This window comes from Thermosynechococcus sp. (assembly GCF_046299655.1).
Taxonomy (GTDB): Bacteria; Cyanobacteriota; Cyanobacteriia; order Thermosynechococcales; family Thermosynechococcaceae; genus Thermosynechococcus.
Genome location: NZ_JBKBHZ010000009.1, coordinates 52,010 through 64,842, shown reverse-complemented (window position 1 = coordinate 64,842; position 12,833 = coordinate 52,010). Strand labels below are relative to the sequence as shown.

Sequence of the window (12,833 nt, the reverse complement as noted above, 5' to 3'; positions counted from 1 at the left end):
AGCACAATGCTTCAGCCCTTGATTCAGGATCGCGATCGCTTGGAACAGGTGCTGCGGCAACTGCCCTTGGCACCGGGAGTCTATTTCCTTAAGGACAAGACGGATCAAATTCTCTACATTGGCAAGTCCAAACGCCTGCGATCGCGGGTGCGCTCCTATTTTCGTGAACCCGCCCACCTAGGGCCACGCCTTGAGCTGATGGTCTATCAGGTGGCGGACATTGAATTCATTGTTACCGATACGGAGGCCGAGGCCCTTGCCCTCGAAGCCAATTTAATTAAGCAGCATCAGCCCCCCTTCAACGTTCTCCTCAAAGATGACAAGAAATATCCCTACGTCTGTATTACTTGGTCGGAACCCTACCCCCGCATTTTCATTACCCGCAAACGCCAATTTGGTAATGCCGGCAGTAGCACCAGTGACTCCCCCAAGGATCGCTACTATGGTCCCTATGTGGATAGCTTTCGCCTGCGCCAGACCTTTGCCCTAGTGAAGCGGCTTTTTCCCCTGCGGCAACGTCCCCGCCCCCTCTTTAAGGATCGCCCCTGCCTTAACTATGATATTGGTCGCTGTCCGGGGGTCTGCCAAGGCCTCATTTCCCCCCAAGAGTATCGGCAAACCCTGCAGAAGGCGGCGATGATCTTTCAGGGACGTACGGGGGAACTGGTGGCGCAGTTGCGAGAACAAATGGTACAAGCGGCAGCAGACCTCAATTTTGAACTGGCGGCACGGTTGCGGGATCAAATTCGCGCCCTAGAGCAGTTGGGGGTAGATCAAAAGGTTGCCTTGCCCGACGATACGGTGTCACGGGATGCCATTGCCCTTGCTGTGGGCGATCGCTATGCAGCCATTCAACTCTTTCAAATTCGCGGCGGTCGCTTGGTGGGACGTTTAGCTTTTGTGGCTGATGCCCAGAGTGGCAGCCCCGCCACGATTCTGCAGCGGGTACTCGAAGAACACTATGCCCAAGTAGAGGAGGTGGAAATTCCCAGTGAAATTTTGCTGCAATATCCTCTGCCAGAGGCAGACCTGCTACGCACCTACCTGAGCGAAAAGAAAGGGCGTGCCGTTACCCTCACCGTCCCCCAGCGCCAAGCCAAAGCCGAACTGCTTGCCATGGTACAACGCAATGCCGAACTGGAACTGGTGCGCCTTCAGCAGGCGAGCGATCGCACCCAAACCGCCCTTGAAGATTTAGCCCAACTCCTTGGCCTTGACACCCTACCCCATCGCATTGAGGGCTATGACATTTCCCATATTCAGGGGGCTGATGCGGTGGCCTCACGGGTTGTCTTTATTGAAGGGTTACCCGCCAAGCAGCACTATCGCCACTACAACATCCGCAATCCCGAGGTCAAACTGGGCCACTCCGATGACTTTGCCAGCTTGACCGAGATTCTCCGCCGCCGCTTTGCTCCCTATCTTGAGGGGAAAAGGAACCCTCTGGAGAGTGATGACTGGCCGGATGTCATCCTCATTGATGGTGGCAAGGGGCAACTCTCGGCTGTGGTTCAGGTTTTGGCGCCACTCTTGGGCGACCTCACCCTTCTCAGCTTAGCCAAACAGCGGGAGGAGATTTTCCTCCCCCATCAATCCCAGCCCCTGCCGACGGATCCGGAGCAACCGGGGGTGCAGTTGCTCCGCCGCGTCCGCGATGAGGCTCACCGCTTTGCCCTTAACTTCCACCGGCAAAAACGTGCCCAACGCCAGCGGCGATCGCACCTCGACCAAATTCGCGGCTTGGGCTATCGGCGTCAAAAAGAACTGCTTGCCACCTTTCGCTCCATTGACTACATCCGCATGGCCACGCCCGAACAGTTGGCGCAGGTACATGGGGTCGGCCCCCGCTTGGCGGAAAAAATTTACCGCTATTTTCATCGGGATGCTGACCCTACCCCTTGACTGCTCCTTTCGCCACAATAAGGCAAGGCTGCTCTCTCTTCGCGGAAAAAGCCTCTGGAAAAAAGGCTAAGCAGTAAATAACCCAAGCGGGTAACGCGATTCGAACGCGCGACATCAACCTTGGCAAGGTTGCGCTCTACCACTGAGCTATACCCGCAGTACCTTCTTAGTCTAGAAAATGAGCAGGGCAGTTGTCAAGAGCTGCCCAAGGATTGCAACCCCCTCAATGCCCCCTTGGCGCGTACATGATGATCAGGGTGCCCAGAAGCGCCACCCCGGCACCGAGCAGATCGAACTTATCGGGGCGCACTTTCTCAATTCCCCAGCCCCAGACTAGGGCCACCAGCAGAAACATGCCACTGTAGGCTGCCTGAACACGACCGAAATGGGCAGGTTGGAGGGTTGGTACCATCCCGTACAGAAAAAGAACGATCGCCCCCCCTAAGGCATACCAAATGCTTTTGTGCTCCCGTAGCCAGAGCCAGACAAGATAGGCTCCCCCCAGCTCCAGGAGGCCTGTGATGAGGAAGTAAAGGAGCGACTGTGCAACCTTCAGCATGGTCGTAACGCTTGCTATAGACTGGAGATGATAGTGGGCCGACACTAGACGATGACCTTTCAGTTGACCATTCGCCGCCAAGCACCAGACAGGGGCGCCTATTGGCAAACCTTTGAACTAGAGATTGATCCTTCCCTGACCATTCTGGATGCCCTCATCCAGATTAAGGGATATTACGACGGCAGCCTCAGCTTTCGCAAAAATTGTCGCAACACCATCTGCGGCAGTTGTGCAATGACGATTAATGGTCGTTCTGCCCTCGCCTGTCAGCAAAGTATTCGCGCTGAATTAGCCAATAGTCCTGTTCCCAACCAAATTGCGATCGCCCCTTTGGGAAATCTGCCTGTGCTCAAAGACCTTGTCGTGGACATGAGCGCTTTTTGGCAAAAACTTTCAGCCGTCAATCCTTATGTGAGTACAGCGGCACGGCAAGTGCCAGAGCGGGAGTTTCTCCAATCCCCCAGCGATCGCGCCAAACTGAATGCCTCGGGCAACTGTATTCTCTGTGGTGCCTGCTATGGTGCCTGCAATGCCGTGGAAGTGAATCCAGACTTTGTCGGTCCCCACGCCCTTGCCAAGGCTGCTCGCCTTGTGGCCGATACCCGCGATAGCGAAACTGACCAACGCCTAGAGCAATACAACACGGCCAGCAGTGGCGTGTGGGGCTGTACCCGTTGTTTTAATTGCAATACGGTGTGTCCCGTGGGTGTGCAACCCCTCGATCGCATTAGTGAAATCAAGCAGGCGATCCTAGCACGCTCAACAACAGCAACCCGCAATCTAGACCGTCCTTTGCGCCATCGTCAAGTCCTCTTAGAACTCGTGAAAGAAGGTGGCTGGGTGGATGAGCGGCAATTTGGCCTGCGGGTGGTGGGCAATCACTTTCGAGATCTGCAGGGCGTTGTGAGCCTTGCCCCCTTAGGTTGGCGGTTATTGCGGCGCGGTAAGTTTCCACTGCGATTTGAAAAGTCTGCCGGTCAAGCGCAAATTCAGGCGGTGATCACCGCCCTACAGCAGCGACAGCCCTCTTCTAAAATGGGAGTACACCGCGAAGGCTTTACGCCAAGCTAAAGAAGTTGTTTTGCATTCCTAACGCCATGAGTGAACCAACGCCTGAGGATTTGACCCCCCAATTTGGGTGGTCGCGCTATGCGGAGCTGATCAATGGCCGCTTTGCCATGATTGGTTTTGTTGCCCTGCTAGTGCTGGAGTGGGTGACCGGCCAAGATTTCTTTACGTGGGTGGGTTTGCGATAGGCTGTGACCGCAACACTGCGTCTAGAGGGAGTGACGCGGCGCTTTGCGCCGGGGGTGGCGATTGGTCCACTCTCCTTGACGGTACCTGCGGGGGAGCTTTGGGTGATTGTCGGCCCTTCTGGTTGTGGTAAATCCACCCTATTGCGGCTCATTGCTGGTTTGGAGCAACCCACTAGTGGCGAGATTTATATTGGGGAGACCTGTGTCAATAGCCGCAGTGGGCGCGATCGCGATGTGGCCATGGTCTTTCAGAACTATGCCCTCTATCCCCACATGACCGTGGCGGAAAACTTGGGCTTTGGCCTCAAGATGCGCGGTGTTGATCCGGCCACACGGCAGCAACGGGTGCTCCAAGTGGCGAAGCTCCTAGGGATTGAGTCTTTGCTTCAGCGCAAACCCCGTCAACTGTCGGGAGGTCAGCAACAGCGGGTAGCCTTGGGCAGAGCCTTGGCGCGATCGCCCCAAGTGTTTCTCCTTGATGAACCCCTCTCCAACCTTGATGCCCAATTGCGGGAGCAAACCCGTGCTGAATTGAAGCAATTGCATCAACAACTGGGCATTACCACCCTCTATGTCACCCACGATCAGGTGGAGGCCATGACCCTTGGCGATCGCATTGTGGTGCTCGATCGCGGTCAAATCCAGCAAATTGGCACCCCCGCCGACCTCTACGAAAGACCAGCCAATACAATGGTGGCGCGGTTTCTGGGCACCCCACCGATGAACTTACTGCCCGCTCGCTGGGATGGCAGCCGCCTGTGGATAGAGCAGCAGCCCTTACCCTGTCCGAACACCTCCCATTGGTCGCTAAAAAGTGAACAGCCCCTCACCGTGGGAATTCGCCCAGAGCATTTGCACCTTGGCAAGGAGGGCCTAGGGGCGATCGCCACCCTCGTGGAACCCTTGGGTCGGGAAGCTATTGTTCGCTGTCGCTTGCAGCAAAGCTGCCAAGAACTATTGTGGCTTGCTCCCCGTGGGCAAATTCCTGCGATGGGTGATATTGTGCAGTTGCAGGTCACGCACCTTTATCTATTTGATGCTGCCAGCGGTGCTGCCCTCAATTTTGAGCCTTGCTGAAAATTCATCGCCACCCTTACCCAAGACTGGTGGGTTCGCTTAGAATACAACTAGGATTCTGTAAAATTTCGTAACTTCTGCGGCCAGCCCCTCCATGACTTCGGTAACCTCTCTTTTTTCACCGGTTGAAGCAGATCTCTGTGTACTCACAGAAAACCTGAAGGCACTGATTGGAGCACAACACGCCGTACTCTCTGCTGCCACCGAACACCTCTTTTCTGCCAGTGGCAAACGCATTCGGCCCGCCATTGTTCTCCTGGTCTCACGCGCCACCCTGCCGGATCAGGGTCTCACTCCTCGCCACTGCCGCCTTGCCGAAATCACGGAAATGATTCATACGGCCAGTCTCTTCCACGATGATGTGGTGGATCAAGCACAACTGCGGCGGGGTGTGCCCACCGTCAACAGCATCTTTGGCAATCGCGTGGCCATCCAAGCCGGGGACTTTCTCTTTGCCCAAGCCTCTTGGTACTTAGCGGATTTGGATAACCTGCAGGTGGTGAAACTCCTCTCCCAAGTCATCAAAGACTTTGCGGAAGGGGAAATTCGCCAGGGCTTTAACCGCTTTGACACCAGCATTACCCTAGATGATTATCTACTGAAAACCTACTACAAGACGGCCTCCCTCATTGCCAACAGTGCCAAGGCCGCCGCCGTGCTCAGTGAAGCGCCCCCAGAAACCATTGAAGCCATGTACACCTATGGCAAAAATTTAGGGTTGGCCTTTCAGATTGTGGATGACATCCTCGACTTTACCCGCTCCACTGCAGAACTAGGGAAACCCGCTGGCTCAGATCTGCGCGATGGCAACCTAACGGCACCGGTGCTCTATGCCCTACCCAAAGCCCCCTACCTGCACACCCTGATCGAGCGGGAGTTCAGTGAAGAAGGCGATCTAGAAACCGCCCTCAACCTAGTGCGCCAAAGTGGTGCCATTGAAGATGCCCGCAATTTAGCCAAAGAATATGCCCAAGCGGCTCTACCGGCACTTGAAGTGCTTCCCCCGTCGGAACCGCGTCAGGCCCTCAGTCAATTGACAGACTATGTCCTTGAGCGGCTCTATTAAGCTGTCAACCAACGAATTTCCAATGCACAGCGCATAAATCTCAGGCAGTGGGCGAAAAATAGAAACAAGAATCCCTTAGGGCAGTCCAATAGGTATAAGTGGGGGATGAGGAGTGAGTCCCTTAGACTAGGTACAGGGGGTATGTCCACCCGGCTAGCCCATGACTTGTGTTTGTTTCGGGAGTGAATTTGTGGCACGAGGCGTCAAACAGCGTAAACCGGTAAGTTCGACTGTGGGTGGTCGGGGGAGTCAAAGGGTATATCAAAAAAGCAGGGGTCAGCGATCGCGCCCTTCAATGTGGCGTACCCTAGGCTGGATTGCTGCCTTTAGTGGTGTGTCCTTGGTCTCTGCTTTTGCGGGCATGACCTTTGTTTTGATGTCACCCTTTCAAGGTACCAACCATCGTGGCCAAGGCAATCCCTCTTGGCTAGAAATGATGACACGGGGGTTACAGTATGGCATGAGTCGGCCGGTGAATCTCTTAGTACTGGGGGTGGATAAGGTCTTGGATGCTCCCGAAGACTCTCCAGAACGCTTCCGTGGTCGTACCGATACAATGCTGCTGGCGCGATTTAACCCTGAAAATGGCACCATCACCGTTTTGAGTATTCCCCGTGACACGCGGGTGGAGATTCCTGGCTATGGCATCAGCAAAATTAATGCGGCTAATGTTTATGGGGAGGTCGATCTCACGGTGCGGGTGGTCAGCGAAACCCTGAACTATACCCCCATTGATCGCTACATTCGCATTGATACGGGGGCATTTCGGGAACTAGTGGATCTGGTGGGCGGGGTCGAGGTGAATGTGCCCAAGCGGATGGTTTATACCGATCACACCCAAAAACTCTACATTGATCTTCAACCGGGGCTGCAAACTCTGAATGGAGAGCAAGCGGAGGGGTTTGTTCGCTTTCGTTACGATGAACTGGGGGATATTGGCCGTGCCCAACGGCAGCAAATGCTAATCAAGGCATTACAAAAGAAACTGGCCAATCCTGTCATGCTGACCCAGTTGCCGAAACTCTACAGCGTGCTTCAAAAATATGTGGACACGGATTTAACCTTTGCCGAATTGATGGCGATCGCCCAGTTTAGTCTGCGCATTGAGCCAGAGAATCTCCGCTTGATCTTGCTGCCGGGGCGCTTTAGTGGCGATGGTTATGAGGCGAGCTACTGGCTGCCTGACTATGAGCGCATTGATCGACTGGTGGCTGAGCACTTTAGCGATCGCCCCTCGAAACTCGTCAACTCCAGTTGGAGCGAAGGCGGCACGTTACGCATTGCTTTACAAAATGCCTCCGGCAGCAGGGACGCTGCCCAAGACATGGCGGATTTTCTCGCCCACCACGGCTATACCAATGTGATCATCGCTGAGGAATGGTATCAGCAAACCCCCGAAACAGAAATCGTCGCTCAGCAAGGGGATATTGGAGCTGCACAAATGATTCGCTCTGTCCTTGGTTTGGGGCGGGTCTCAGCCAATTCAACGGGCGTGCTGTCTTCAGATATTACGATTCGCATTGGTCGCGACTGGGCCGCCGTCCTGCACTAAGTCAGGGTTGCCGGCAGTTTCTTGGTCACGGCTTCCGGTTCGAGGATGCGGTCAATGATGCCGTATTCCTTGGCCATTTGGGGCGTCATATAGAGCAGCCGATCCATATCGCGAGCAATGCGCTCAGGGGGCTGACCAGTGTTTTGCGCCAAAATTTCCACCATCATTGCCTTATTGGCCAGTACCTCCTTGGCCCGAATTTGGATATCGGTAGCCTGCCCTTGGGCATAGCTTTTGGTTTGGTGCAGGACAATGGTGGCGTGGGGTAAGCTGGCGCGACACCCTTTGGTACCGGCGGAGAGCAACATAGCTGCCATCCCCATGGCTTGACCAATACAGATCGTATGCACAGGGGGTTTAATGTAGCGCATGGTGTCGCAGATAGCAAAGGCTTCGGTCTCAAACCCAATGGGTTCACCATCATAGCGGGAGGTGCCCGTCGAGTTAATGTAAATGCGGATCGGTTTTTCAGGATCGTCGTATTGCAGATAGAGTAGTTCCGCAATGATCAGCTCCGTGACCGCTGGCACCAAAGGCATACCGAGATAGACGATCCGCTCCTTCAACAGCAGCGAAGGGAGATCGGGGGGTGGGGTGCGATAGTAGGCATCACCATAGTAGGCCGCTTGGGCAGCAGTAATGGGCAACCGCATAGGACGCTCAGCAAATGACAGACTATCTGTACTCTAGCAAGGAATTGCCTTCAGGATCGGCGGGAGGCACCGCCTATAATCAAAGCAGAAATCAAGTTCCTTGAGTATGAATCAACTCCTCAGTTCGCGGCTGACTTCCTCAGTGCTGGCGATCGCCCTTCTCTTGCTAGTCCTCCTCTTGAATGCCGTGGTGATTATCAATCCTGGGCAGGCGGGCGTCTTGAGTATTTTGGGCAAGGCTCAGGATATCCCCCTCCTTGAGGGCATTCACTGGAAGCCCCCCTTCATTGCCACTGTGGATGTCTATGACGTAACTGTGCAGAAGTTTGAAGTGCCAGCGGAAAGTGCCACCAAAGATTTGCAGGACATTACCGCCAGTTTTGCCATTAACTTTCGCCTTGACCCCTTAGCCATTGTGGATGTGCGCCGTACCCAAGGGACGCTGGAAAACATCGTGGCTAAAATTATTGCTCCCCAAACCCAAGAGGCCTTCAAAATTGCCGCTGCCCGCCGCACCGCAGAGGAGGCGATTACGAAGCGGGATGAATTGAAGGAGGATTTTGATCGTGCCCTTAGCGATCGCTTAGCGAAATACCACATTCTCGTCCTAGATACCAGTGTGGTTAACCTTGACTTTTCGGAGGAATTTTCCAAGGCGGTCGAGGATAAGCAAATTGCTGAACAGCGGGCACAACGGGCGGTCTATATTGCCCAAGAGGCAGCTCAACAGGCACAAGCAGAAATTAACCGTGCCCAAGGGAAAGCGGAAGCCCAACGCCTCCTTGCCGAAACCCTCAACGCCCCCGGTGGCCAGTTAGTGTTGCAAAAGGAAGCGATCGAAGCATGGCGAGAAGGGGGTGCCCAAGTGCCCCAAGTCATTGTGCTCAATGGTAAGGAAGGGCTACCCCCTTTTTTGCTGAACTGGAGCGCTGAAAAATAGACACAGGAGCGATCGCCCAAATCCCCCTAGAATTGAGAATAGTAACTTGTCCTTTTATTCCTTGATTTCTCTCGACACTGACCCATGATCTCCACCCCTCTTGCGGCCAATCAACAGATTTTACCCCTGACTGCGGAAATCAATGCCCGAGGCCATCTCACCATTGGTGGTTGCGATGTGGTGGAGTTAGTGGCACAGTTTGGTTCTCCCCTCTACATCCTCGATGAATTCACCTTTCGCACCGCTTGCCGTCAATACCAAGACACGCTTCAGCAGACCTATGGCGGTGAATTTTTGGTACTCTACGCTTCAAAAGCTTGGAACTGCTTGGCCACCTGCGCCCTTGCCCACAGTGAAGGTCTTGGCATTGACGTGGCCTCCGGGGGCGAACTCTACACTGCCCTGAGGGCCGGTGTCCCTGCTAGCCATATCTACTTCCACGGTAATAACAAGTCCCCCCAAGAACTCCTCTATGCCCTTGAGGTGAATTGCACGATTGTTGCCGATAACTGGCTAGAACTGGAACGCCTTGCTGCCTATGCTGAGGAGCATGATCTCTCGACGCCACCGCGCGTCATGTTGCGCCTGACACCGGGGATTGAATGCCACACCCACGAATATATCCGCACTGGGCATCTGGACAGTAAATTTGGCTTTGATCCGCAACAGTTTCCAGAGTTGCTCCAGTTTGCCAAGGCGCATCCCGAACTAGACTGGGTTGGACTCCACGCCCACATTGGCTCCCAGATTTTTGAGGAGCAACCCCATTTAGACCTTTGCGACGTTCTAGTGGCTTGGCTGGCCGAAGCCCGTGACGCCATGCTCCCTATGCGCGAACTGAACGTGGGGGGGGGACTCGGCATTCGTTACGTCGAATCGGATAATCCACCGGCGATCGCCCACTGGGCTAAAGCCATTAGCCATCAACTGAGCCAAGCCTGTCGGCAACGTCATCTCCCCTTACCCAAACTCCTCTGTGAACCGGGTCGCTCCATCGTTGGGCCGGCGGCAGTAACTGCCTACACTGTGGGCAGCCGTAAGGTGATTCCTGAGCTGCGCACCTATATCGCAGTGGACGGTGGCATGTCCGATAATCCACGACCGATTACCTATCAGGCACAATATACTGCCCTGTGTGCCAATCGCATGACCACTGCCGCCACAGAAACTGTACGTGTTGCCGGTAAGCACTGCGAATCAGGAGATATTCTGCTGCCCCAGGTCACCCTACCCCCCCTGCAAGCCAATGATATTTTAGTGGTGGCCAGTACAGGGGCCTACAACTACAGCATGGCCTCCAACTACAATCGTGTGCCCCGGCCGGCGGCGGTGGTTGTTTGTGAGGGGGAAGCCAACCTGATACTGCAACGGGAAACCTATGCTGATTTGGTGGCTCATGATGTCTTGCCCCTGCGACTGAGCACCCCCGCCCCCTAGGAGGTGACGAGCAAGATGGGATGATAAGCCTCCTAGGTAACTTGTCGTGGCTGCTGCTGTCCTCCGAGACGCTGGCCAAGGTGCGAACAGTGATCGATGTGGTTTTGGTCTTGGCCTTAACCTACGCTATTTTGCGGGTGGTGGCTGAGCGACGAACCCTCTGGATGGTACGGGGCTTTATCTTCCTGCTGTTGGCGACCTCCCTCAGTCGTGCCATTGAACTACAGTTTTTGAGTTTTGTTTTGCACAACCTAGTGATTGGCTCTGCGGTGGCTTTGGCTGTCATCCTGCAATCGGAAATTCGCATTTTTCTGGAACAGTTGGGACGGGGGCAGTTCCTTGGCTTGATGCAGCCTGTGGTGGAGTCGAGTCTGACCAATGATGCGGTGGAGTTGATTGTGACCGCTGTGAAGGGATTATCTCAGGATCGCACAGGGGCACTGATTCTGCTGGAGACGCACACAAAGCTCAGCCCTCAGGATTTTACCCATGCGGGAATTCCTCTTAATGCCCGCCTTTCCCCAGAGCTGATTACCTCAATTTTTCAAGTAGGGTCTCCTCTCCACGATGGGGCAATTTGGGTGCGGGGAGCTGAAGTCATTGCCGCTAGGTTGATCTTGCCCCTCTCAGACCGCACAGGCCCTTGGCAGTTGGGCACTCGCCATCGCGCCGCCCTAGGGATTACTGAACGCATTGGCCACTGTGTCTGTGTGGTGGTCTCTGAGGAAACGGGGTCTATTTCCCTTGCCTTTCGGGGAGAGCTGCAACGTCCCCTCACCAGCAGTAAACTCAAGGAATTGTTACGGCAATATGTGCAGGATCAAGGGACGGGAACTTCACAACCCCGTCAGGGTCGGCACAGCTTAAAATTCTGGAAAATGGTATGGCCATTGCGCTAATTTCCGTCAGCAGGATGTGTCCATGACACTACAGCCCCATTCATTGATTGAGTTACCCGATGACTTGGATCGCGATCGCCTGCCTCGCCATGTGGCGGTCATTATGGATGGGAATGGCCGCTGGGCAAAGCAACGCAATTTACCGCGTATTATGGGGCATCAACGGGGGGTGGACACCCTCAAGGATTTGCTGCGCTGTTGCAAAGATTGGGGCATTGAAGCCCTGACCGCCTACGCCTTCTCCACGGAAAACTGGGGGCGCCCCTTGCCGGAGGTGGACTTTCTGATGACCCTCTTTGAGCGGGTGTTGCAGCGGGAGCTGGCGGAAATGGTTGCCGAGGGGGTGCAAATTCACTTTGTGGGTGACTTGGCGTGCTTGCCAAAATCGCTGCAAACGGAAATTGAGCGAGCGATGACCGCTACGGCCAATAATCAAAAAATTAAATTTGTGGTGGCAACCAACTATGGTGGGCGGCGGGAAATCATCCACGCTTGCCGTTCGATTGCAGCCCAAGTGAAAACGGGACTCCTTGACCCTGCGGATATTGATGAAGTGCTCTTTGAGCGGCACTTGTACACGGGCGGCCTACCAGATCCTGATTTGCTGATTCGCACCAGTGGCGAGATGCGCGTCAGTAACTTTTTGCTCTGGCAGATAGCCTATTCAGAAATTTACGTCACCAAAACCCTCTGGCCAGATTTTGACCGAGCGGCTTTCCATGAGGCGCTACGGGATTACCAACGGCGACAGCGGCGGTTTGGTCGTGTCTAAAGGGACGATTTCGGTGGAGAATAGGAAAGCTGACTGGGTATCGCTTGGAGTGATCTGTGACCCCCCAATTGCGCATCTATGTCCCCCCTCATCCCCTAATCCAGCACTGGCTAACGGTGGCTCGCGATCGCCAGACCCCTATGCCCCTATTTCGAGTAGCGATGACGGAGTTGGGTCGGTGGCTGGCCTACGAGGCGGCACGGGAATGGTTGCCAACGGCGGAAACAGTGGTTGAAACCCCCCTAGCCCCCTGCGCTGCGATGGTGGTGAATCCCCAAGTGCCCATTGTGGTGGTACCGATTCTGCGGGCGGGCTTGGCCTTGCTCGACGGTGCCCAAGGGGTCTTACCCACAGCTAAAACATATCACCTAGGAATTGTGCGGGATGAGGCCACCCTTGAACCCAGTTGCTATCTCAATAAGTTGCCCCCGCAGTTTGACCCGCAAACCCGTGTCCTGATTAGTGAACCGATGCTGGCGACGGGAGGTTCCATTATGGTAGCAATGCAGGAATTGGTGCAGCGGGGGATTGACCCCGCCCTAGTGCGCATTATTTCCGTGGTCACCGCTCCCCCAGCGTTGCAGAAACTGGGTGCCCATTTTCCCGCTGTGCAAGTCTATGCCGCCACGATTGACGAGAAATTGAATGAGCAGGGCTTTATTGTGCCCGGCTTGGGAGATGCGGGCGATCGCGCCTTTGGTACTGGGGAGGAAGCATAAC

General features: G+C 54.8%; 13 protein-coding genes and 1 tRNA gene. 11 read left to right on the top strand and 3 right to left on the bottom strand.

What is annotated here, in order from left to right:
• Positions 1 to 6: 6 nt before the first annotated feature.
• Complete coding sequence (gene uvrC, locus ACK4HN_RS07750) at positions 7 to 1,902, top strand: excinuclease ABC subunit UvrC (RefSeq protein WP_409868981.1); 1,896 nt, start codon at positions 7 to 9, stop codon at positions 1,900 to 1,902.
• Positions 1,903 to 1,987: 85 nt separating this feature from the next.
• Here uvrC and ACK4HN_RS07745 read toward each other — a convergent pair.
• Positions 1,988 to 2,059, bottom strand: a tRNA-Gly gene (locus tag ACK4HN_RS07745).
• Between the two features lie 66 nt (positions 2,060 to 2,125).
• A complete protein-coding gene (locus ACK4HN_RS07740; RefSeq protein ID WP_409869011.1) occupies positions 2,126 to 2,458 on the bottom strand; it encodes a YnfA family protein in 333 nt (110 codons plus the stop codon).
• 54 nt (positions 2,459 to 2,512) lie between these two features.
• Between ACK4HN_RS07740 and ACK4HN_RS07735 the strand changes: the two genes are divergently transcribed.
• The 5 genes from ACK4HN_RS07735 to ACK4HN_RS07715 all read left to right on the top strand — a co-directional run bounded on the left by ACK4HN_RS07735 (position 2,513) and on the right by ACK4HN_RS07715 (position 7,412).
• On the top strand, positions 2,513 to 3,532 hold the full coding sequence (locus tag ACK4HN_RS07735) for a succinate dehydrogenase/fumarate reductase iron-sulfur subunit (RefSeq protein WP_409868980.1): 1,020 nt from the start codon (positions 2,513 to 2,515) through the stop codon (positions 3,530 to 3,532).
• Between the two features lie 26 nt (positions 3,533 to 3,558).
• Positions 3,559 to 3,717: a chlorophyll a/b-binding protein gene (locus ACK4HN_RS07730; protein WP_409868979.1), complete on the top strand. Its 159-nt coding sequence runs from the start codon at positions 3,559 to 3,561 to the stop codon at positions 3,715 to 3,717.
• 3 nt (positions 3,718 to 3,720) lie between these two features.
• Positions 3,721 to 4,794, top strand: coding sequence for an ABC transporter ATP-binding protein (locus tag ACK4HN_RS07725; protein ID WP_409868978.1), 1,074 nt, complete (start codon positions 3,721 to 3,723; stop codon positions 4,792 to 4,794).
• Between the two features lie 94 nt (positions 4,795 to 4,888).
• Complete coding sequence (gene sds, locus ACK4HN_RS07720) at positions 4,889 to 5,860, top strand: solanesyl diphosphate synthase (RefSeq protein ID WP_409868977.1); 972 nt, start codon at positions 4,889 to 4,891, stop codon at positions 5,858 to 5,860.
• Between the two features lie 190 nt (positions 5,861 to 6,050).
• Positions 6,051 to 7,412: an LCP family protein gene (locus ACK4HN_RS07715; RefSeq protein WP_409877440.1), complete on the top strand. Its 1,362-nt coding sequence runs from the start codon at positions 6,051 to 6,053 to the stop codon at positions 7,410 to 7,412.
• On the opposite strand, the gene ACK4HN_RS07710 is transcribed toward ACK4HN_RS07715, so the two are convergent.
• A complete protein-coding gene (locus ACK4HN_RS07710; RefSeq protein WP_409868975.1) occupies positions 7,409 to 8,065 on the bottom strand; it encodes an ATP-dependent Clp protease proteolytic subunit in 657 nt (218 codons plus the stop codon). The genes ACK4HN_RS07715 and ACK4HN_RS07710 overlap by 4 nt on opposite strands.
• 106 nt (positions 8,066 to 8,171) lie before the next feature.
• Here ACK4HN_RS07710 and ACK4HN_RS07705 point away from each other — a divergent pair, with 106 nt between their 5' ends.
• The 5 genes from ACK4HN_RS07705 to upp all read left to right on the top strand — a co-directional run bounded on the left by ACK4HN_RS07705 (position 8,172) and on the right by upp (position 12,832).
• On the top strand, positions 8,172 to 9,005 hold the full coding sequence (locus ACK4HN_RS07705; RefSeq protein WP_409868974.1) for a prohibitin family protein: 834 nt from the start codon (positions 8,172 to 8,174) through the stop codon (positions 9,003 to 9,005).
• Positions 9,006 to 9,089: 84 nt separating this feature from the next.
• Positions 9,090 to 10,442, top strand: coding sequence for a diaminopimelate decarboxylase (gene lysA / locus ACK4HN_RS07700; protein ID WP_409877439.1), 1,353 nt, complete (start codon positions 9,090 to 9,092; stop codon positions 10,440 to 10,442).
• Positions 10,443 to 10,462: 20 nt separating this feature from the next.
• Positions 10,463 to 11,341, top strand: coding sequence for a diadenylate cyclase CdaA (gene cdaA, locus ACK4HN_RS07695; RefSeq protein WP_409868972.1), 879 nt, complete (start codon positions 10,463 to 10,465; stop codon positions 11,339 to 11,341).
• Between the two features lie 22 nt (positions 11,342 to 11,363).
• Positions 11,364 to 12,113, top strand: coding sequence for a polyprenyl diphosphate synthase (gene uppS / locus ACK4HN_RS07690; RefSeq protein ID WP_409877438.1), 750 nt, complete (start codon positions 11,364 to 11,366; stop codon positions 12,111 to 12,113).
• A gap of 56 nt (positions 12,114 to 12,169) precedes the next feature.
• The gene (upp, locus tag ACK4HN_RS07685) at positions 12,170 to 12,832 is read left to right on the top strand and encodes a uracil phosphoribosyltransferase (RefSeq protein ID WP_409877436.1); all 663 of its coding nucleotides are present in this window, start codon (positions 12,170 to 12,172) and stop codon (positions 12,830 to 12,832) included.
• Position 12,833: the final 1 nt, after the last annotated feature.

Excerpts from the sequence above, each read along its gene's own strand:
- ACK4HN_RS07710 (WP_409868975.1), bottom strand. The coding sequence starts at position 8,065 with ATGCGGTTGCCCATTACTGCTGCCCAAGCGGCCTACTATGGTGATGCC.
- cdaA (WP_409868972.1), top strand. The coding sequence starts at position 10,463 with ATGATAAGCCTCCTAGGTAACTTGTCGTGGCTGCTGCTGTCCTCCGAG.
- sds (WP_409868977.1), top strand. The coding sequence starts at position 4,889 with ATGACTTCGGTAACCTCTCTTTTTTCACCGGTTGAAGCAGATCTCTGT.
- uppS (WP_409877438.1), top strand. The coding sequence starts at position 11,364 with ATGACACTACAGCCCCATTCATTGATTGAGTTACCCGATGACTTGGAT.
- uvrC (WP_409868981.1), top strand. The coding sequence starts at position 7 with ATGCTTCAGCCCTTGATTCAGGATCGCGATCGCTTGGAACAGGTGCTG.
- lysA (WP_409877439.1), top strand. The coding sequence starts at position 9,090 with ATGATCTCCACCCCTCTTGCGGCCAATCAACAGATTTTACCCCTGACT.
- ACK4HN_RS07735 (WP_409868980.1), top strand. The coding sequence starts at position 2,513 with ATGACCTTTCAGTTGACCATTCGCCGCCAAGCACCAGACAGGGGCGCC.
- ACK4HN_RS07730 (WP_409868979.1), top strand. The coding sequence starts at position 3,559 with ATGAGTGAACCAACGCCTGAGGATTTGACCCCCCAATTTGGGTGGTCG.
- ACK4HN_RS07705 (WP_409868974.1), top strand. The coding sequence starts at position 8,172 with ATGAATCAACTCCTCAGTTCGCGGCTGACTTCCTCAGTGCTGGCGATC.